A 20876-nucleotide genomic window follows, 5' to 3' on the forward strand; every position below is an offset into this window, starting at 1 on the left:
AATTGAAAGAAACCTAAACAATTATTCAATTAAACGAAATAGATGATTCTAGCTATTTACTTAAAACTGCCAATTAATAGTCATTCCCCGCTACATAGGTTTCTGTCAATTTCTCATTTACCCAATCAAGCAATTGAATATTTGTTCCGCCTTCTAGCTGTGGTTGTAAAATAGAAGGGAGTTTAAACGTTACTATATCATCAAATCCCCATACATCGTATGAAATAGTTACCTTTAAATCAATAAAAGATTGGATTTTTTTTCTTTATCTTCTTTTAATGTTATTAATTCGGCTACAGCACTCCCTGATTGCAACCATTTTTTTGCAATTGTTGTTTTCAACCATTTATAATCAGACAAAGCCGTATTTCTTTTCTCAGGAAATAAAATAGTTTGTCTTAATATCTTTTGTACCAGCATCCATTCATAATCCGTGAAAATATTTTTAACTTTCTGCATTGCTTCATTTGATAGTTTTCCTTGGCCTTTTTTCCAACAATCCCATTCTTTTTTGGTTAATTGCAAATATTCTTGATAAAAATTTTCTTCATTTTCATACTGTTCAATAATTGCGTCAATAATAATGTCGATATAGGTTTGATGCATAATAATTCCTCCATTTTTGCTAAATTTTATGAAAAATTAATCCATGCAGTATTCTTCATTTTTTAGTATAATAGAATTAAGCATTTGTTTAAACTAATTTAGTTAATTTTGGAGGGATTTTTTAATGTTGCATCGTTGGGGAATTGTTGGATTAGGTGGGATTGCCACTAGTTTTGCTACCTACTTTGATCAAAAGAATAGCGAAATTGCTGCAGTTGCTTCAAGGAAATTAGATAAGGCTCAAGCTTTTGCCAATGAATTTTCTATTCCTTGTGCTTATGGCTCTTATGAAGAATTGTTACATGATGATACGATCACAATCATTTATATTGCTGTACCAAATAAACAACATATCGAATATATTTTACAAGCTTTGAACGCCGGCAAACATGTTCTATGTGAAAAAGCCATTACAACAACTCAAAAAGAATTAGAAGAAGCCATGGCTTTAGCAAAAAAGAAAAATTTGGTCTTAGCTGAAGCAATGACTCTTTTTAATATGCCATTATATATAGAGTTAAGAAAACAAATAAATGCGAATCGGTTTGGTCGTTTAAAAATGATTCAAGCACCCTTTGGCAGTTATAAGGAACCTGATCCAACCAATCGATTTTTCAATCCCAACCTAGCTGGAGGTGCCTTGTTAGATATTGGTACTTATGCCGTTTCCTTTGCGCGTTGGTTTTTAGCTTCGCAACCAGAGGTGGTTGCAACGACTATGTTGCCTTTTTCAACTGGCGTTGACGAACAGTCAGCAACGATTTTACAAGATAAGGAAAAAGAGATTGCAGTTATCTCACTTAGTTTTCAAGCAAAAATGCCTAAGCAAGGTATTCTTTCATTTGAAAATGCGTATATTACTATTGATAATTACCCACGAGCAAATCAAGCAAATGTTTATTTTAATGATGGCACTACAGAAACAATTATTACCGGCAATCAAACAGAGGCAATGAATTATGAAATTAACAACATGGTGAAAATGGTTGATGGAAAATTACCTAATCAGTCTTTATTTTTTACACATGAAGTGATCAGCATCCTTGATCAAATGCAAAATATCTGGCAATCAGTAAATAATTAATTTGTATTATTTAAAAACCTAACTTAATAGGGTTATTTCAATGATTCTAACTTCATGAGAATAATTTTCCTTTTCACCTTTTTTATTTAATTTTAGGATGAATAATTCTTGCTATTTTATTGAAACAATTGGATTAGAGGAGAAAAATATTTTATGTCGATAGGACCCTTTCGTTTAGGTATGCGTACCTTAAAATCTGCTTTATCTGTTATGCTATGTGTCTTGTTATTTCATTTTTTAGGTCGTGGCTCTCCTATGATTGCGAGTTTGTCTGCTGTTTTTTCTTTAAGACAGGATTTAACAACGACCTTATCATTTAGTCGTTTTCGCATTATTGGTAATACCATTGGTGGAACGTTAGCACTGATTTTTGTTATATTAACAAAAAATTATTTTACAAATACTTTTTTATCCGAATTACTGCTGTTACCCTTGCTTATTATATTGGTTATTGTTATTTCTGATAGTATTAATAATAATTCTGGTATTATTGCTGCGGTTTCAACATTTTTGATTATTTCATTAAGTATTCCACAAGCAGACTCCATTCATTATACTATCGAACGAATTTTTGATACATTTATTGGTACTTTTATCGCAATTGGTCTTAATTTTATCCTAAAACCCAAACCAATTGAAAAGGAAAAAGAGATCGAGGAAGACATAAAAAAATTAACTGAAAAAGAAAAAGAACTACAACAATTACGTATGTCTGTTAAAAAACGAATGGAAGAAGAGAAAAATAAGAATCAATCAAGTACCTGATAAACAAAAACATTTTTTCATTGATTCAATTGGATGTAAGGTAGAAAAATAAACTATAAAAACCTAATGGTAGATTTCAATAGTATTGAAATCTACTATTAGTTTTATTAAATGCAAGTTTAACTAATGATTATGCAGCAATTGTTCATAGACATCTATATATTGTTGACTTGCTTTTTCCCAACTGAAATCTTTTGCCATACCTGTTTGCATGATCTGCTTCCAAAGTAGTGGGTTTTTTTGATAGGTATCTAAAGCTGATTGAATCGTTTTCTTTAATTCTTGTGTTGTAAATTCTTCAAACCCAAAACCAGTTCCTATGCCGTTTTTTTCATTAGTAGAAATAACTGTATCTTTTAATCCACCTGTTTCATGTACCAAGGGAATAGTCCCATAGCGCATGGAAATCATTTGTGATAATCCACAAGGTTCAAAAGCTGAAGGCATTAAAAAAAGATCCGCACCCGCATAAATTTGTTGTGCCAAAGCATTATCAAATGTAATGTATGCCTGAATCACTTGCGGATAATTTTTACTTGCTTCCTGAAAAGCTTTTTCACACCTTGGATCGCCTGTTCCTAAAACAACTAGTTGAATTTCTTCATTTACCAATTCTGATAGGACATCTGCCAATAAATTCATGCCCTTTTGCTTGGTTAAGCGACTTACAATACCCATGAGCATTTTTTCTTTATCAACAGGTAAATGGCATTTTTTCTGTAGATCTGCTTTATTTATATATTTTTTATTGATTGTTTCAGCAGAATAATGTTGAACCAAATCTGGTGCATGTTTTTGATCATATTCCGTATCGTCAATGCCGTTCAGTATGCCTGTTAAATCGATCTTTCTTTTTTGTAATAGTTTATCTAGCCCATTTCCCCCCGCCGTTGTTTGGATTTCTTTAGCATAAGTGGGACTTACAGTTGTAATATGATCGGCATATAAAATTCCTGTTTTTAAAAAATTTAATGTCTGACTAAATTCGTTTGCATTTTCACCTAGTGAAGAATGGGTAATTTGAAACCAATTTTGTAAATTCTCCGGATTAAATTCTCCTTGAAATTCAATATTATGAATCGTTAGCATACTTTTAATAACTGCATATTCTTTTTTATGTTTGCCATAAGTCTTCAATAATAAGGGTAAAACAGCTGTATGATAATCATTAACATGTATGATTTCTGGGTAATTATTCAAGGTATCCATCATCTGCAAAATTGCACATGAGAAAAATGCAAAACGTTCGCCATCATCTTCATAACCATAAATATTTTTACGCTCAAAATAATCCTCATTTTTTAAAAAATAGTAAGTTACTTGATTCTTTTTCAAGGAATAAGGCGTACAAACGCGTTTTTTCCCATTAAAATCAAATTGAAAACGAATTAATTTTTTGCACTTTTTTTGATACATCTCTGGCAAAAATGGAAAATAGGGTAAAACAACCGAAACAGTTGTCTTTTTTTCTGCTAGTGCATTTGGTAAAGCTCCTATCACATCACCAAGTCCACCAGTTTTAAAAAAAGGCGCACATTCTGCCGCTGCAAATAATACATTCATCGCTTATCCTCCAATAACATCTTCTGTTACTACACTATTTTTAGCAATCACTACTGGTTTGTTTGCTGTTCCTTTAATTGTTATACCTGGTTTTACGACAACATTTTTATCTAAAATTGCATATGCTACCTTTGCATTTTCATAAATTGTGGCATTAGACATAACCACAGAGTGAGCAATATAGGCATCTTGACGAATTCTTGTTCTTCGTGAAATCATACAATGATCAATCGTTCCTTCAATCATACATCCAGTGGCACATTGACTATCCTTTACAGTAGATGTTGATGCATAATAGGTGGGCGATTCATTTCTAACTTTTGTATAAATTCTTTGATAATCATATACCAAATTATCGAATTTATTTGTTACTAACATGTCCATGTTTGCTTGATAATAGGAAGAGATATCATGTATATTACTTAGATACCCTGTATATTCATAAGCATAACAATCTGTTGTATCTAGGTGATTACGTAAAAATTCTTGAATACTTACTGGTCCATTCATTGTTTGAGCTTCTTTTAATTGTTGAATTAACCATTGTGTACCAACAATAAATATATCCATGCACAAAGCAATTTTTTCTTGTTTTTCTTCTAATGCTGGAACTGCTGTAGACACATCACCATACGTACCAATTCGTAAAGATAAATCCATTTTATCTGTGTCTTTACGTAAAACTTCCTTATAAACAACAGTCATTGACTTTCCAGCTTTTAAATGACCCCTTAAAACACTTCTTAAGTTAACTGTACATAGAGGTTTGCTCCCCATAAATACCGTATAGGAAGATTCAGATTTTTCTAAATAATCAATAATCTCTGCAAAATAGGGTAAGCCATCTGCTTTTTGTTTTAAAAAATCTTGATAAAAATAAATGAAAAAACGATTTTGGAGAGAATCTAGATTCCACTCCTTGCCGCCACCAATATGATCAAAAACAGAACGAGTTTCTCCCTCATTAAAAACCATAAAAATATTATTAATATTGGCATTTACAATACTTGATAATGGAAAGTCAATCAATCGATATTTACAATCAAAAGGCAGTGTATCAAGTGGACGATGTTCTGTTAATGGCAGCAAATCATCAAATTTTAAGACATTTCCAAAAATGGCACACATTTTATTAATCCTCATGGGTCTTCACTCCTATCACTTCTGAATTCCCAACCACAGCAATTTTGTTTTTCTCTGAGATCACTGTATCATCACCGACAACGGCATGTTCACCAACAATAGCATTTTGAATTATAACGTTTTTACCAATTGTTGCTCCCGGCATAATGACACTATCTTTAATCACTGCTCTACTTCTTATCTTAACTCCTGTTGAAAGCACGCTTCCAGTAACCTTTCCTTCTACAAAACAACCGTCTGAAACAATTGAATTTCTAACCTCAGCTGTTTGCCCAACAAAATGTGGGGGAAAGATCATATTTTTAGAATAAATACGCCAATCTTGATCCTGCATTCTTAATTTATTATCTGGTTGAATAAATTCCATGTTTGCTTTCCAGAGTGATCCTACTGTTCCAACATCTTTCCAATAACCCTTAAATCGGTAAGCATATACTAATTCATTTTCTTCAATATATAAGGGAATGACATGGTGGCCAAAATCAACCATTTGTCCATCTTTATCATAGCTTTTCAATAAAATATTTCGTAATTTACCCCAATCAAATATATATATTCCCATTGATGCCAAGTTATTCTTTGCATGCTTAGGTTTCTCATCAAATTCAACGATTCGATCATTTTCATCTGTATTCATAATACCAAAACGTGAGGTTTCATCTAAGGGAACTTCAATAACAGCTACCGTTAAAGCTGCTTGATGTTTTATATGTTCATCCAACATTACTTCATAATTCATTTTATAAATATGATCACCAGACAAAATTAATACATATTGTGGATCCATTTGATCAATATACGAAATATTTTGATAAATCGCATGAGCAGTACCTTCAAACCATTTTTCTCCTGTTGTACTTGAATAAGGTTGCAAAATCGTTAATCCAGAATTAATGCCATCTAATCCCCAACTTGCTCCATTACCAATATGATTGTTAAGCGCTAGAGGTTGGTATTGAGTAACCACTCCTACATCATTAATACCAGAATTAACACAATTACTTAATGTAAAATCGATGATTCTATAACGTCCTCCAAAAGGAACGGCTGGTTTTGCGATATTTTTAGTCAGTTTTCCTAGCCGGGTCCCTTGTCCACCAGCTAAAATCATTGCAAGCATCTCAGTTTTCATTTTATGGATACCGAAAAAATCGATATCTTCCTCCTCTCGTTTGTTATTTCTTATTAAAAATAACATAAAGTTAACTTATTTTTTATTATAGGTTTCCATATTTTTATTTGTGAGCGAAATCTTTACTTTTATCTTACCTTATTTTTCTAACAATCTCGAAAGATATGATAGAAGAAAGGAAAATTCACCTGTTTATTATCAAATACATAATTCATCAACGATCATCTTTCATAACAATCTTAGATGTAAAATAAAAATTTAGTTAAAACAATCAATTTTCATATATTTACAAAATTGATAGCAAACATAAATAAATAGTTAAAAATATTTTTAAAAATACAAAAAAGGTATGAAATAAAAATTTCATACCTTTTTTTATAATTAATATAGTTGTATTTTTACTAAATGCTTAATCTTCTATATCTATAACTTCTAAGTTTAATTCTACTAATTGTTCATTAGAGACAAGACTCGGTGCATTTGTCATAGGGTCAGCTGCTTTGCTATTTTTTGGAAAAGCAATTACTTCACGAATATTCTCTTCTCCAGCGAGCAACATAACAAAACGATCTAATCCAAGTGCAATGCCACCATGTGGTGGAAAGCCATAGGTTAATGCTTCTAAAAGATAACCAAATTGCTCTTCGGCAACCTCATTTGTAAACCCTAAAGCTTCAAACATTTTTTCTTGTAGTTCACGTTGATAGATACGTAGCGATCCGCCACCTAATTCATAACCATTCAATACAATATCATAGGCTTCTGCATAAACCTTTTCTGGATCGTTTAATAACCATTGGATATCTTGAGCTTGTGGTTGAGTAAATGGGTGATGAGCAGCAATATAGCGATCCTGTTCTTCACTATATTCAAATAATGGCCAATCAACAACCCATAAAAAATTAAACGCAGATTCATCAATCATTTCTAGTTCTCTACCAAAACGAGAACGCATAGCACCAAGTGTGGCTGCAACTACGTTAGGTGTATCGGCTACAAATATCAGTAGATCACCTGTTTGTGCTGACATTTTTTGAATCAATTCATCAGAAACATCCATTAAGAATTTAGCAATAGGGCCTTTTAGACCGTCTTCTTCGACTTTTACCCAGGCTAATCCTTTCGCACCATATTGTTCAGCATCATGAGCCAGATGATCTAGATCTTTTCGTGAATATTTGCTAGCTGCCCCCTTAGCATTTAATGCTTTTACCTGACCACCATTTTCTAATACCGATTTAAAGACTTTAAAATCAATTTTCTGAGCAATATCTATAATATCAATTAATTCCATGCCAAAACGAGTATCAGGTTTATCACTACCAAAACGTGCCATTGCTTCATCATAACTAATTCTTGGGAAAGGCAAGGTCACTTCTATTCCTTTTGTTTCCTTCATTACCCTTTCGATCATTTCTTCTGTCATCGTTTGAATTTCTTCAGCTGTTAAAAAGGTGGTTTCAATATCAACCTGAGTAAATTCAGGTTGACGGTCTCCTCTTAAATCTTCATCTCTAAAGCAACGCACCAATTGATAATACCGATCAAAGCCGGCTCCCATTAATAATTGCTTAAAAATTTGTGGTGATTGTGGCAATGCATAAAAATGACCAGCATGAATTCGGGAAGGAACCAAATAATCTCTGGCCCCCTCAGGTGAAGATTTTGCTAAGTAAGGCGTTTCAATATCAATAAAGGCATTGTCATCTAAATAATTTCGAATAGCCTTTGTCACTTGATGACGTAATTTAATGTTCTTTGTCATTTTAGGACGTCTTAAATCTAGATAACGATATTTTAAACGTAGCTCATCGTTCACCTTTTCATTATCATCAATTAAAATAGGCGTTGTTATTGCCTCATTTAAAATAGTAACCGAAGTAGCAACCACTTCTACCTTGTCTGTTTTCATTTTTGGATTAATGGCATTTGCTTCACGATAAACTACTTTTCCTGTAATTTCAATAACATATTCACTACGGCACTTATTCGCAATTTCAAAAGCAGTTGTTGAAAATTTAGGATTAAAAACAACCTGAATAATTCCTTCACGATCTCTTAGATCAATGAAAATCAATCCACCAAGATCTCGACGTTTCTGTACCCATCCTTTTAAAATAATTTCCTTGTCTAAATATTTTTCCGTTACATCACCACAATAAATTGTTCTTTTCATTGATTTTCCCCTCAATTTCATCAAATTATTCCGCCAGCATTCTACTGTAAATAGCTGAAAAGTCATCGTAAACTTCATCGAATGAAAAAGTCTGTTCTTTATGATCTTTTAACGATCTAATCTTAACATTGCGTTCCAATAATTCTTCACTACCAATCGTTAAAACAAGTTGAGCTTTTAGTTTATCTGCTGTTTTAAACTGTGCTTTTGGTTTGCGATTCATAAAATCTCGATCTGCAGAAAAGCCAAAATTTCGAATAGCTTGTACTAATTTTAAAGATTCCAAATTAGCTTCTTCACCAATACCAACAACATAGACATCTAAATAATCAGCCGATGGAATTGTCAACTGTTCTGCTTCCATAGTCAAAAGTAGGCGTTCAACTCCCATGGCAAAACCAAAGCCAGAAGTAGCTGGACCACCGAGTTCTTCGACTAACCCATCATAACGGCCACCTGCACAAATTGACGCTTGTGCACCCATTCCAGGTGCTTCGCTCATAATTTCAAAAATTGTATTTGTATAATAATCTAATCCACGTACCATATTACTATCAATCTCATAGGTAATGTTTAAGGCATTCAGCATATTGATGACTGTATCAAAATGGACTTTAGACTTCTCACTTAAATAATCTAGAATGGAAGGGGCTTCAGAAACAACAAACTGATCCTTCTTATCTTTACTATCTAATACTCTAAGCGGATTATTATAGAGTCTTCGCCTAGAATCCTCACTTAGTTCATCGATCCTTGGCTCAAGATAGTCAATGAGGGCTTGTCGATAATTGGTTCGTGTTTCCTTATCTCCTAAGGAATTGATAACTAATTTAATTTGTTTAATCCCTAGTTGATTGAAATAATCTAATGCCATAGCCATTCCCTCAACATCAATCGCTGGATTTTCACTACCAAAGGTTTCTATACCAATTTGGTGAAATTGACGGAGTCTTCCCGCTTGTGGTCGTTCATAGCGAAACATTGGTCCCATATAATAAGTTTTATAAGGTTTTGCATATTCAGGTCCAAATAGTTTATTTTCAACAAATGAACGCACGATTGGCGCTGTGCCTTCAGGTCTTAAGGTAATATGGCGATCGCCTTTATCATAAAAATCATACATTTCTTTTGATACAATATCTGTTGTATCGCCAACACTTCTAGCAATAACTTCGTAATTTTCAAAAATAGGTGTTCTAATTTCCTTATATTGATAATCTTTAAAAAGCAAACGAGCAGTTTCTTCAATAAATTGCCATTTTTCTGACATTGAGGGTAATAAGTCATTTGTTCCTTTTGGTCTTTGATATTTCATATTGATTTCCTTTCTTGATAAAGTCTGCCTTCCTTTTTACTCTATTTATTGAATAGGTAAATGATGGATGATTAAAATACCTATAAATAAAAAATTCGCCCTTGTCTTTATTTACAAGGGCGAATAACTACTTATCCACGGTACCACCTAATTTGAAAGAATAAAATATTCTTTCTTCTTAGCGATTAACGCACGCAACGAAATGATTTTTAGTCATTCATCTCCAGAGTGTCTTCAATTTTAATCATAATAGAATAACTTTCAGCCTAGGTTATTCTCTCTCACTTATTTGATGATTAAAATCTACTTTTTCTTTCAACAATTTTTCATATTATCTACAAACTACTAAAGAACCTAGCAAAAGTCAAGTTAAAGTTAAATAAAAAGCAAGAATTACTTTAACAAAGATAAATCATTAATGTACTGGTGATTTACTAGTCTATTATTGCTATCTCTAATTTATAAATAGTTTGGTAGCTTGTATCACTTAAAAGAACATATATAATAAAAACATAATTTTATTCATAGCGTAAAGCAGTAATTGGATCTAAACGTGCTGCTCGATTTGCTGGGAAAGTCCCTGCTAAAAAGGCAATCAACATAATAATTCCCATAATCATCAACATAGCAGGCAATGAGAACTGTACTAGCGTAAATCCAGTTAATTCCTTTAAGAAATTATCGGCTGCTAGTTTATTTATAATAGCTCCTGCACCGATAGCTCCAAGAACACCTACAAGAGAACCCCATAAACCAATCCAAACAGCTTCAATACTGAACATTAGAAATACTTTTGCTCTGCCCATTCCCATGGCTTTCATCAACCCAATTTCACGTGTTCTTTCTTGAACTGACATATAGAGTGTATTGATAATTCCAAAGCTTGCAGCTAGTAAAGCAATGGCACCAAAAATAGTTAATACACTAGTAATTGTATTCACCACATTACGAATAGTTCCAATTTGGTCATCAACCGTCATTGCCGTATATCCTTTATCTGATAATTTGTTTTTCAGATCATTTATTTCTTTGTCGGAAAGATTACTTTTCATTGTTGCATAGCTACTTGAGAATTTCCCTTTCAAATTTTTAGGTAGTCCAGTCTCGTTAATTTCAATGATCTTATTTGTTAGGGAAGAATTGATAATGGATTGTCCTGCTTGAATCAAACTCGTATTTCGAATTCCGACAATTGTCGCCTCAATAATCTTTTCTTGTCCGGTAGCTGTAATCGGAACACCAATTTTAACCTTTTTGTTTAAGGCATTCTTGGTAGAAGAAAAGCCTAAAGATTTCACATATTCAGGAGCCAAATTGATTTCATAATCTTTTCCATTTGTTTTTAATGCTCTTCCAGCCTCAAGATCAATCTTAACAATACTAGAAGGCATTGCTGAAAAGATATATTTCTTATTTTTTGCTCCTTGAATATAATTTGTATTTACCATTTGAAATGGTTTAGCTTTTTTGATATTTTTAACTGACTGAATCTTCTTAAGGTCTTTTGATGTGAGTTGCTCATTCTGCATGGCTGAACCATTCTTCTGATCTGGTTTATATTCTTTTGGTTCATTTTTTAGATTCGCTGTTGTATTTACTTTTGGCATAATAATTAACTCATTTTTACCACCCACATCTCGAAGCTGCTTATTAATATAATCATTTACACCAATATTTACACCAATGGTCATTGAAATAGTAAAGGCTCCAATAAAAATGGCAATAATCGTTAGGATCGTTCTTCCCTTATTTCGCCAAAGATTCGCACTGGCTGTTTTTATAATATCAATAACCTTCATTATGCTTTACCTCCAACAACTAAACCATCTTTAATATGAATTTGTCGATCACACCGATCTGCCAATTCTTGATCATGCGTTACAATAATTAAAGTATTTCCTTTTTTCTTATTCAAATCGAATAAAAGTTGTTCGATTTTTTCACTTGTAGTGGAATCTAAATTACCTGTCGGCTCATCTGCAAAAATAATCGCTGGTTGATTCACAATTGCTCTTGCAATACAGACACGTTGTTTTTGCCCCCCGATAGATCATTTGCTTTATTTTTTGCTTTTCCTGCTAATTCAACTGACTCTAACGCAGACATCGCCATTTCTTTACGTTTCTTACTAGAAATACCAGCAATCTTTAAAGGAAGAACTACGTTCTCTAATACTGTGTCTTTAGGATTCATGAAAAATTGTTGAAAAATAAAACCAAATGTTCTATTTCGAATTTTATTTAGCTCTTTTGCGTTTTTATTTTTTATATCTTGTCCAAATAAATAAATTTCTCCACTTGTTGGTTGGTCTAATAATGCTAAAATATGCATCAAGGTAGACTTCCCTGAACCACTTTTACCGATAATTGCTACCGATTCGCCTTGATGAATGGAAAAATTGATTCCCTTTAATGCTTCAAAGGTTGTTTGCCCAGTTCCATAGTTTTTTCGAATATCTTTTATTTTTAATACTTCTTCTGCCATAACCATGCTCCTTTATTAACAATGATAAATAAGAGAATTCATTATTTTTTGCTCAATAACTAACTAGAAAAGAAAAATATTCAAGAGTTGCTAAAATAATTCCAATATAAAATAAATAATTGCTTAATTGAATAATAATAATCTAGTTATGTTATTAATACTACTGCTAAATAAAATAAATTCAAGTCATAATGGAAAATTAGTTTAAAACTTAATTATTACAAATAATAATAAACATATTTTTAGAAATAGGAACAATTACTAAACTAATGAGAAGAATTCTCTCATTAGTTTGGTAATCTTGAGATTTTTCTTTTCTGTTTTTTTATTTTAAACTTATTTATAAAAATAAAGGAGGAATTACCACTATGGCAATGATTAAAATTGGTCATTCAGAAGTCATGTCTACACCATTAGGATTGGGTACAAATGCAGTGGGTGGACATAACCTTTTTCCAAATCTAGATGAAGAGGAAGGAAAAAAGGTTTTTCAAACTGCATTGGACAATCAAATTAATTTATTAGATACCGCTTTTTCTTATGGTATGGGACGCTCTGAGGAGTTAATTGGTGAAGTTATTCAGTCATATAATCGCGAAAAAATTGTCATTGCAACGAAGGCAGCACAAGATCCAAAAGCAGACGGAAAAATTAATAACTCTCCCACCTTTCTTACCCAGGCAGTGGATCATGCTTTGAAACGTTTAAAGACTGATTATATTGATATTTTCTATATTCATTTTCCAGATAAAACTACACCCAAAGTAGAAGCTATTGATGCCTTACAAAGATTAAAAGAAAATGGCAAAATACGTGCAATTGGGTTATCAAATTTCAACCTAGCTCAAATAAAAGAAGCAAATCAAGAAGGCCATGTAGATATTATTGAGAATCAGTACAATCTTCTTCATCGTGATGCTGAAAAAGATATCATGCCTTATCTAAAAGAAAATCAAATGTCATTTATTCCATATTTTCCATTGGCTTCTGGACTTTTAACAGGGAAGTACACAGAGATAGTTACTTTTCCAAAAAACGATTTGCGTAGTAAAAATCCTGATTTTCAAGGAGCACGCTTTAGAGCAATTATCACAACTGTCAATCAATTAAAAAAACTTGCAGACGAGCATCAAGCAACCATTGCAGAAATTGTACTTGCTTGGTATATTAAAAATCCAGCAATAAGTGTTGTTATTCCTGGAGCCAAGAAAGTAAAACAAGTTCTTGCCAATGTAAAATCTCTAACAGTTCAACTTTCTAATGAAGAATACCAATTTATTGATTCATTATTTCAAGCCTAGATAATCAATTCATACAATATTTAGATAGAAAACAAACAAGGAATTCAAAGATATAAAAATTAAACTTTTATCAATGAATTCCTTGTTTTTTCTAAACTAGTTATAATTTTAAAAAATATTATTTTTATAAAAATAGATCCTTAATTTTTTTCTTTCGTGTCAATAACTATTGTAATTGGTCCATCATTGACAAGTGTAACCTGCATGTCTTGCCCAAATTTCCCAGTAGCTACCTGAATGCCAAGATCGGCTAATTGTTGATTAAACGTATTATACAATAAAAGTGCCTTGTCCGGATTTGCTGCTGAAACAAAGCTTGGGCGTTTACCTTTTTTGGTATTTGCATATAAGGTAAATTGAGAAACACTTAAAATACTTCCATTTATCTCATGAATATCTAAATTTAATTTACCATGCTTATCTTCAAATATACGTAGTTGACTAATTTTCTTTACAAGATAGGCAACATCATCTAACGTATCTTCTTCATGGATACCAACCAAAATTAATAATCCTTTATCAATTTTTCCTACAATGGTATCATCAATGGTTACATTTGCTTTATTTACTCTTTGAATAACAACTTTCATTTTGTCGCCTTTCTCTCTATCGATTAATTCTTCTCACGCTATAAACATCTGGAACAGTTTTTATCTTATCCACGATTTTATGTAAGTGAGAAAGACTGTTTATTTTGATCGTAATATGAATCATAGTCATTTTATTTTTTGTTGGTCTTGCTTCAATGCTGACCAAATTTTTCGTAACTGAATTAATAATTTGCAAAACATCATTTAATAATCCTAAGCGATTAAAACCAATGATTTCAAGATTAGCATCATATTCATGTGTTTTATTTGTATTTTCAACATCTTCCCACTCCACTTCAATCATTCGTTTAGCAATTTTTTCTTGATTTTGAACATTTGGACAGTCTAAACGATGGACAGAAACACCTCTTCCCTTTGTAATATATCCAATGATTTTATCACCTGGCACTGGATTACAGCAATGACTAATACGTACTAGTAAATTATCGATTCCCTGAATAACAATGCCATCTTCATGATGAATTTTTAATGTTTCATTTTCCTTTTTTAATGGCTGATTAATTAGCTCTTCTGCTTCCTGCTTTTGACGTTCTTTTTCTTGTTCCTTTCTCTCTTTTTCAGTTAAACGATTACCAACAATACGTGCACTTATTTCACCATATCCAATCGCTGCAAACAAATCATCCTCAGAATGCAAGTTCATCTTCTCAAGCAGTTCATTCATTTTATCTTTTGCTAAATATTCTTTTGTATTAAATCCATTATCAGATAGGTATTTAGCTAAAGCTTCTTGTCCTTTAACGACATTTTCTTCACGATCCTGGACTTTGAAAAAGCGTTTAATCCGATTTTTTGCTTTACTCGTTTTAACTAATTTAAGCCAATCACGACTAGGTCCAAATGAATTAGCAGAAGTTAGTACTTCGATAATATCACCATTTTTTAGTGGATAATCCAGCTGAACTATTTTGCCATTTACCTTGGCACCTGTTGTTTTATTTCCAATTTCCGTATGAATATTATAAGCAAAGTCCAGAGGTCCTGATCCCTTGGGCAATTCAGAAACTTCCCCATTTGGTGTAAAAACATACACCTTATCACTAAAAATATCTCCCTTAACGCTTTCCATAAATTCAGAAGCATTGTAACTTTCATCTTGTAATTCAACAATTTCTCTAAACCAGTCCAGTTGTTTAGATAGATCATTGGATTTTAACCTATCCGCTTTGCCTTCCTTATATGCCCAATGAGCAGCTACCCCAAATTCAGCAATTTTATGCATTTCACGTGTTCGAATTTGAATTTCTATCGGATTGCCCATTGGTCCAATGACCGTTGTATGAATTGATTGATACATGTTGGTTTTTGGCATGGCAATGTAATCTTTAAAACGACCAGGCATAGGCATCCACTTAGTATGAATAGCGCCTAGTACTGCATAACAATCCTTGATTGAATCAATGATGACCCGAATCGCTAAGAGATCATAAATTTCATTAAATTGTTTTTTTTGATCTTTCATTTTTCGATAAATAGAATAAATATGCTTAGGTCGACCATAAATTTCAGCAGAAATCCCCAATTCATTTGTCACATAACAAATTTCATCTACTGCTTGTGCAATGTAGGATTCTCTTTCTATTCGTTTACTTTGCATCAGATGAACAATACGATAATATTGATTAGGATTAATATAGCGTAATGCGGTATCTTCTAATTCCCATTTCACTCGACTAATTCCTAATCTATGTGCCAATGGTGCATAGATTTCTAATGTTTCCTTTGCAATTCGTCTTTGTTTATCTTCTCTTAAATATTTTAATGTTCGCATATTATGCAATCGATCAGCCAATTTTACCAGAATAACTCGCAAGTCTTGTGCCATAGCCAGTAACATTTTACGATGATTTTCAGCTAGCTGTTCTTCATGTGATTTGTATTTAATTTTACCTAATTTGGTTACACCATCAACCAACACAGCAATACTTTCACCAAATTCATCTTTCAAATCATCCAAAGTAATCTCTGTATCTTCAACTACATCATGTAAAAAACCAGTTGCAACTGTATACGGATCCATATGTAAGTCTGCTAGAATACCGGCAACTTGAATTGGATGAATAATATAGGGTTCTCCTGATTTTCTTATTTGTCCCTCATGTGCTTGACTAGCATAATCTAACGCCTTTTTTACCAAAGCAACATGCTCAGATCCCATGTATTCTGAAACAATTTGCATTACTTGTGTCCCTGTCATTATTACTTCTTTTGGCATCTACTCAACTCCCTTTATAGGAAAAACTATATTCTTACTGTATATATAAAATCTATCAATATCTCCCTTGCATAATCAAAAAGAAAAGCACTACTTAAAATAGCAGTACTTCTAACATAATCATTATACCTATTTTTTGATAAATTTTCAATTCTTCACAAAAACCTAACATCTTTGAGAAAATTTATCAATCTAAATCGTTAATCCACTAAGTTACAAGCAAGCAATTCTTGTTGGTAACTTAGTGCACTTAAAAAATAAAGTGGAGCTGTTTCTGCCCTCAAAATTCTTGGTCCTAAGCCACATAAAGTTGCACCAGCTTGTTTAAATATCGTAATTTCCTTAGGAGAAAAACCACCTTCAGGTCCAAAAATTGCTAAAATTTTATTTTTTTTATTCTTATCCAAACTTGTAAAACTTTTTACAAGCGAGTGGGTATCTCCTTGTTTGGCAGATTCCTCATAAGCAACAATAACTTGATCGTAATTTTGAAAAAGTGCAACTAATTCTTTTCCTGTCTTTAATAATTTAACAGAAGGCAACCATTGTCTATGGGATTGTTCTGCAGCTTCTAATGCTATTTTATTTAACCGTTTTGTTTTTGCTACTCTTTTTTTTCTTCCCATTTAATGATCGAATTTTCAGATGGAAAACCTAAAAATTGATGAGTTCCTAATTCTGTTCCTTTTTGAATAATCCATTCTAATTTATCGCCTTTAGGATAACTACAAGCAACAGTAACAGCAATGGGCAACTCTTTTTGCATTATTTCCTTTTCTAATTCCCTGAACAAGACAGTTGAACTAGTAATTTCAATAATTTCAGCTAATATTGCAATATTGTTATTAAATACCAAATAGCATTTTGCTGACGGGACCATTCGCATGACATGAACAATATGATGATAATGTTCACCGGCTACCTGATATACTTCTATTGGTTGGTAGTCTTCTTCTAAAAAATAGCGTTGCATATTATTCTTCCTCCACTTTTTTTAAAACAAATGCATACCAATCATTTTGCTGTAAAATTTGATCAATAACAAATTCTGTTTCACGAATTTCTGCTAAAATCATTTCTTTTTTATCTTCAATAATACCAGAAATAATCAATGTTCCATTTGTTTTCAGCAAATTCCATGCATCTTTTAACATCAGAACAATAATATCAGCCAAAATATTAGCAACAATCATCTCTGCCTGAATAGAAATATCTGTTAATAAATTATTGGTCGTTATCTCGATGTCTTTTTCCAGATGATTTAATTGAATATTCTCTTTTGCAGCCGTGACAGCTACCTCATCTAAATCATAAGCATAGATTTTTTTGGCACCTAAATATTTCCCTGCAATACTTAAAACGCCAGAACCGGTTCCCACATCGATTAAAGTCTCACCACCACGTAAATGTGCTTCCATTGCCTGTAAAGTTAATTGGGTTGTTGGATGTGTCCCTGTTCCAAATGCCATTCCTGGATCCAGACGGATAATTTGTTCATTCTCTGACTGAATATGATAATTTTCCCAACTCGGTACAATAGTTAAAAAACGCGTTATCCGAACAGGATGATAATATTTTTTCCAAGCAGTAGCCCAATCCTCTTCTAAGACTTCACTAATAGTGAGCTGATTTTTACCAATAGCCAATCCAAAGGAAGGAAGTTTAGCAATACTTTCTTTAATGAGCGGCAAAATTTCTGGAAGAAAAGTTGTTTCTGGAAAATAGGCCATAACCAGTGCACCCTCTTCAATTGAAGTCACTTGTGCCTTGTCAATTAATTCTCCATAATTATCTTTTTGGAAATTCTCTATATCAAGCACGTCTTCAATCGCAACACCGCTCGCACCAACTTCCATCATAATATTTGAAATAGCTTCAACTGCCTCACTTGCTGTTTCCACCTTTATTTCTGCCCATTTCATATTATTTTCCTCCTCAATAACTTGGATAAGGTAAATAGCTAATTTCTTGTTCCTTTGCACTACATTCAGTTTCAATACGTTGAAATTTTTGTTCAGACCAATTCAATTCAAATACTTCAACTGTTTCATCAGCCAAAAAGTCCATTAAATCACTTTCTCCATCTAACAATACTTCTTTCAAATAAAGAACAACAGCCTCAATCGTTGCTTTTTTTATCCCTTTTTTTCCTTCATAGGGAATAGTAGTTAAATAATCATTTGGATCAAACTTTGTTTTCTCTGGATGATAAAAAAGTAAAGCATCTTCAAATTCGATGATTGCCTCATCGGAAGAAACTCCTTCCTTATCATCAATCAGTTCCTACTGAATTTTCAGCGAATAAAGTAAATTCAAGTACAATTGCATGGTTTTTCGTATCCCACTCAATAGTAGTGTCATAATCTTCCAATTGGGTGGTTAGTTGTTGTTCCAAATATGTCAATATTGTTTCTTTTTTCATCTGTTTCATTTCCACCTTGCCAGCCAAAATTTTGTGTATCTATGTCACATTTTTTTTGTTTAGAAATATATGGATTGCCACTAACAATATATCGAAGTGGCATTGTTGTCCAGGCACCCTTATTAGGAATCCCAATTCTAGGTAATGCAACAATTTTTTTAGGATAATTTCTTTTTTCTGGTACAATTTTAAGTTTACTTTCAAAAATAGATTGTCCACACAAATTTTTAGTAATTCCTAATGCAGCTACTAGTTTTCCAGGCCCATTCGTAAGTTCTTTTCCCCTTTGGCCCTTACGATTCATTTCCATTTGTTCTAGTCTACTAATCGGTTGAATTGCTCGGATCATTACGCCTTGTGGCATTCCTACCTCACGTGTAATCATATTAAGAATTAAATGCGTATGCATTGTATATAAGTAAATTGTTCCCGGTTTTTCGTACATTGTTTTAAGTCTTGGTGTTTTTCTCAAACCAAAACTATGTGCTGCCATATCTTCCGGTCCTAAATAAGCTTCGACATCTACAATATAACCACCTAAAATCCCAGAAGCTGTTTCATGTTCTAAGTACATGCCTAGTAAAAATTGCGCAATTTCTTCTGTCGATTTTTTCTTAAAAATCTCGCGTATCCTATTCATTTCATCATTCCTATCATACATGAAATCTAATTTATTATCTATCTAAATTTGATAAAAGGCAAAAAGCGAATGCATGTTCTTTATGGTATAATAGATTCAAAGAAATGTAAAGGAGGCCAAAACATGCAACAACCCTTGGCTTATCGAATGCGTCCAAAACAACTTAGTGATGTTGTTGGTCAAAAACAACTCGTTGATAAGGATAAAATCATTTATCGAATGGTAAAAACAAAAATGCTTACTTCTATGATTTTATATGGTCCTCCAGGAACCGGAAAAACGAGCATTGCTAGTGCTATTGCCGGTTCAACAAATTATGCATTTCGAATGCTTAATGCAGCTACAGATACAAAAAAAGATTTGCAGATCGTTGTTGATGAAGCAAAAATGAGTGGAACTGTCATCTTATTACTAGATGAAGTTCATCGTCTAGACAAAACTAAACAAGATTTTCTTTTACCACATTTGGAAAGTGGTAAAATCATTTTAATTGGTGCAACAACTGAAAATCCCTATATTTCTATTAATCCAGCTATTCGAAGTCGCCTACAAATCTTTGAATTAAAGCCATTAACCGAACAAGATATTAAGCAAGCTATAATCAATGCTTTAAAAAATACAGAACAAGGACTTGGTGAATATCCAGTCGTCCTAGAAGATGAAGCATTCGTTCATCTTTCAAGAAGTACGAACGGTGATTTAAGAAGTGCATTGAATGGATTAGAATTAGCCGTTAAATCCACTGAAAAAAATGAAGAACAAAAAATAGTAATTACTCTACCTATTATTGAAGAATGCATACAAAAAAAGGCACTCTCTCATGATAAAGATGGCGATGCTCATTATGATGTGATTTCTGCGTTTCAAAAATCTATTCGTGGCAGTGATGTAGATGCAGCGCTTCACTATTTAGGTAGGTTGATTGAAGCAGGAGATCTTCCAATTATTTGTCGTCGATTAATGGTAACCGCTTATGAAGATATTGGACTTGGTAATCCATCAGCTGCAGCGAGAGCTGTAACTGCTGTACAAGCCGCTGAAAAATTAGGCTTACCAGAAGCAAGAATTCCCTTGGCAAACTCGGTAATTGATCTTTGTCTTTCACCAAAATCTAATTCAAGTATAACAGCTATCGATAACGCATTAACGGATATTCGAAAAGGAAAGTCTGGAGAGGTTCCCATTCATTTAAAAGATGCCCACTATTCTGGGGCAAAAAAACTAGGCAGAGGTACAAATTATAAATACCCACATCATTATAAGAACGCTTGGATTAATCAACAATATTTGCCTGATGCCTTAAAAAATGTCCATTATTATAGACCAATTAATACTGGTAGATATGAACAAGCATTACAACAACAATATAATCAGATTAAACAGTGGCAATCTGAAGAACTTTAAATTATATAGGTATGA

The 20876-nt window shown here is 32.6% G+C and carries 15 protein-coding genes and 4 pseudogenes; 4 read left to right on the top strand and 15 right to left on the bottom strand.

Annotated features, from left to right (window positions below; translation table 11 throughout):
• Window positions 1-73 precede the first annotated feature (73 nt).
• Window positions 74-606 (bottom strand): annotated as a pseudogene (locus MPTP_RS06175) (hypothetical protein).
• 124 nt (window positions 607-730) lie between these two features.
• Here MPTP_RS06175 and MPTP_RS06180 point away from each other — a divergent pair.
• Both MPTP_RS06180 and MPTP_RS06185 read left to right on the top strand, forming a co-directional pair.
• Window positions 731-1690, top strand: coding sequence for a Gfo/Idh/MocA family protein (locus tag MPTP_RS06180; protein ID WP_013774233.1), 960 nt, complete (start codon window positions 731-733; stop codon window positions 1688-1690).
• A gap of 153 nt (window positions 1691-1843) precedes the next feature.
• Window positions 1844-2455 (top strand): FUSC family protein, encoded by a 612-nt coding sequence (locus MPTP_RS06185; protein WP_013774234.1) that lies wholly within the window; start codon window positions 1844-1846, stop codon window positions 2453-2455.
• A 123-nt stretch (window positions 2456-2578) separates the two neighbouring features.
• On the opposite strand, the gene glgA is transcribed toward MPTP_RS06185, so the two are convergent.
• The 8 genes and pseudogenes from glgA to MPTP_RS06220 form a co-directional block, all read right to left on the bottom strand.
• Window positions 2579-4018, bottom strand: a complete 1440-nt coding sequence (gene glgA, locus MPTP_RS06190; protein ID WP_013774235.1) for a glycogen synthase GlgA — start codon at window positions 4016-4018, stop codon at window positions 2579-2581.
• A 3-nt stretch (window positions 4019-4021) separates the two neighbouring features.
• Entirely contained in the window at window positions 4022-5161 is a 1140-nt protein-coding gene (glgD, locus tag MPTP_RS06195; RefSeq protein ID WP_041363486.1) for a glucose-1-phosphate adenylyltransferase subunit GlgD, read from the bottom strand.
• Window positions 5151-6293 (bottom strand): glucose-1-phosphate adenylyltransferase, encoded by a 1143-nt coding sequence (locus tag MPTP_RS06200; protein ID WP_013774237.1) that lies wholly within the window; start codon window positions 6291-6293, stop codon window positions 5151-5153. Before MPTP_RS06200 ends, glgD begins: the two co-directional genes overlap by 11 nt.
• Window positions 6294-6702: 409 nt before the next feature.
• Window positions 6703-8469, bottom strand: coding sequence for an aspartate--tRNA ligase (aspS, locus tag MPTP_RS06205; RefSeq protein ID WP_013774238.1), 1767 nt, complete (start codon window positions 8467-8469; stop codon window positions 6703-6705).
• 25 nt (window positions 8470-8494) lie between these two features.
• Window positions 8495-9784: a histidine--tRNA ligase gene (gene hisS / locus MPTP_RS06210; RefSeq protein ID WP_013774239.1), complete on the bottom strand. Its 1290-nt coding sequence runs from the start codon at window positions 9782-9784 to the stop codon at window positions 8495-8497.
• 518 nt (window positions 9785-10302) lie between these two features.
• Window positions 10303-11583, bottom strand: coding sequence for an ABC transporter permease (locus MPTP_RS06215; RefSeq protein WP_013774240.1), 1281 nt, complete (start codon window positions 11581-11583; stop codon window positions 10303-10305).
• The gene (locus tag MPTP_RS10375; RefSeq protein ID WP_414738832.1) at window positions 11583-11789 is read right to left on the bottom strand and encodes a hypothetical protein; all 207 of its coding nucleotides are present in this window, start codon (window positions 11787-11789) and stop codon (window positions 11583-11585) included. The genes MPTP_RS06215 and MPTP_RS10375 overlap by 1 nt, the downstream gene beginning before the upstream one ends.
• 21 nt (window positions 11790-11810) lie before the next feature.
• Window positions 11811-12274 (bottom strand): annotated as a pseudogene (locus MPTP_RS06220) (ABC transporter ATP-binding protein); the annotation flags it as partial.
• A 362-nt stretch (window positions 12275-12636) separates the two neighbouring features.
• On the opposite strand from MPTP_RS06220, the gene MPTP_RS06225 reads away from it, so the two are divergent.
• Window positions 12637-13569, top strand: a complete 933-nt coding sequence (locus MPTP_RS06225; protein WP_013774241.1) for an aldo/keto reductase — start codon at window positions 12637-12639, stop codon at window positions 13567-13569.
• 140 nt (window positions 13570-13709) lie between these two features.
• Here the strand turns inward: MPTP_RS06225 and dtd are convergent, their stop codons facing one another.
• The 6 genes and pseudogenes from dtd to MPTP_RS06255 all read right to left on the bottom strand — a co-directional run bounded on the left by dtd (window position 13710) and on the right by MPTP_RS06255 (window position 19457).
• Window positions 13710-14159 (bottom strand): D-aminoacyl-tRNA deacylase, encoded by a 450-nt coding sequence (dtd, locus tag MPTP_RS06230; protein WP_013774242.1) that lies wholly within the window; start codon window positions 14157-14159, stop codon window positions 13710-13712.
• A 16-nt stretch (window positions 14160-14175) separates the two neighbouring features.
• On the bottom strand, window positions 14176-16395 hold the full coding sequence (locus MPTP_RS06235; RefSeq protein WP_013774243.1) for a RelA/SpoT family protein: 2220 nt from the start codon (window positions 16393-16395) through the stop codon (window positions 14176-14178).
• Window positions 16396-16595: 200 nt separating this feature from the next.
• A pseudogene (locus MPTP_RS06240) lies at window positions 16596-17368 on the bottom strand (16S rRNA (uracil(1498)-N(3))-methyltransferase).
• A 1-nt stretch (window position 17369) separates the two neighbouring features.
• Window positions 17370-18317: a 50S ribosomal protein L11 methyltransferase gene (gene prmA, locus MPTP_RS06245; RefSeq protein ID WP_013774246.1), complete on the bottom strand. Its 948-nt coding sequence runs from the start codon at window positions 18315-18317 to the stop codon at window positions 17370-17372.
• A gap of 13 nt (window positions 18318-18330) precedes the next feature.
• Window positions 18331-18817 (bottom strand): annotated as a pseudogene (locus MPTP_RS06250) (DUF3013 family protein).
• Window positions 18753-19457 (bottom strand): DNA-3-methyladenine glycosylase, encoded by a 705-nt coding sequence (locus MPTP_RS06255; protein ID WP_013774248.1) that lies wholly within the window; start codon window positions 19455-19457, stop codon window positions 18753-18755. The pseudogene MPTP_RS06250 and the gene MPTP_RS06255 overlap by 65 nt, the downstream one beginning before the upstream one ends.
• Window positions 19458-19580: 123 nt before the next feature.
• Between MPTP_RS06255 and MPTP_RS06260 the strand changes: the two genes are divergently transcribed.
• Window positions 19581-20861 (top strand): replication-associated recombination protein A, encoded by a 1281-nt coding sequence (locus MPTP_RS06260; RefSeq protein ID WP_013774249.1) that lies wholly within the window; start codon window positions 19581-19583, stop codon window positions 20859-20861.
• The last annotated feature ends 15 nt before the right edge of the window (window positions 20862-20876 follow it).

It is taken from the genome of Melissococcus plutonius ATCC 35311, assembly GCF_000270185.1.
In the GTDB taxonomy this organism is placed as follows: Bacteria; Bacillota; Bacilli; order Lactobacillales; family Enterococcaceae; genus Melissococcus; species Melissococcus plutonius.

What these genes read in the sequence shown, in the direction of transcription:
- MPTP_RS06185 (WP_013774234.1), top strand. Translation starts at nt 1,844, where the DNA reads ATGTCGATAGGACCCTTTCGTTTAGGTATGCGTACCTTAAAATCTGCT.
- MPTP_RS06215 (WP_013774240.1), bottom strand. Translation starts at nt 11,583, where the DNA reads ATGAAGGTTATTGATATTATAAAAACAGCCAGTGCGAATCTTTGGCGA.
- glgD (WP_041363486.1), bottom strand. Translation starts at nt 5,161, where the DNA reads ATGAGGATTAATAAAATGTGTGCCATTTTTGGAAATGTCTTAAAATTT.
- MPTP_RS06235 (WP_013774243.1), bottom strand. Translation starts at nt 16,395, where the DNA reads ATGCCAAAAGAAGTAATAATGACAGGGACACAAGTAATGCAAATTGTT.
- aspS (WP_013774238.1), bottom strand. Translation starts at nt 8,469, where the DNA reads ATGAAAAGAACAATTTATTGTGGTGATGTAACGGAAAAATATTTAGAC.
- MPTP_RS06225 (WP_013774241.1), top strand. Translation starts at nt 12,637, where the DNA reads ATGGCAATGATTAAAATTGGTCATTCAGAAGTCATGTCTACACCATTA.
- hisS (WP_013774239.1), bottom strand. Translation starts at nt 9,784, where the DNA reads ATGAAATATCAAAGACCAAAAGGAACAAATGACTTATTACCCTCAATG.
- MPTP_RS06260 (WP_013774249.1), top strand. Translation starts at nt 19,581, where the DNA reads ATGCAACAACCCTTGGCTTATCGAATGCGTCCAAAACAACTTAGTGAT.
- MPTP_RS06255 (WP_013774248.1), bottom strand. Translation starts at nt 19,457, where the DNA reads ATGAATAGGATACGCGAGATTTTTAAGAAAAAATCGACAGAAGAAATT.
- MPTP_RS06200 (WP_013774237.1), bottom strand. Translation starts at nt 6,293, where the DNA reads ATGAAAACTGAGATGCTTGCAATGATTTTAGCTGGTGGACAAGGGACC.
- MPTP_RS06180 (WP_013774233.1), top strand. Translation starts at nt 731, where the DNA reads ATGTTGCATCGTTGGGGAATTGTTGGATTAGGTGGGATTGCCACTAGT.
- prmA (WP_013774246.1), bottom strand. Translation starts at nt 18,317, where the DNA reads ATGAAATGGGCAGAAATAAAGGTGGAAACAGCAAGTGAGGCAGTTGAA.
- glgA (WP_013774235.1), bottom strand. Translation starts at nt 4,018, where the DNA reads ATGAATGTATTATTTGCAGCGGCAGAATGTGCGCCTTTTTTTAAAACT.
- dtd (WP_013774242.1), bottom strand. Translation starts at nt 14,159, where the DNA reads ATGAAAGTTGTTATTCAAAGAGTAAATAAAGCAAATGTAACCATTGAT.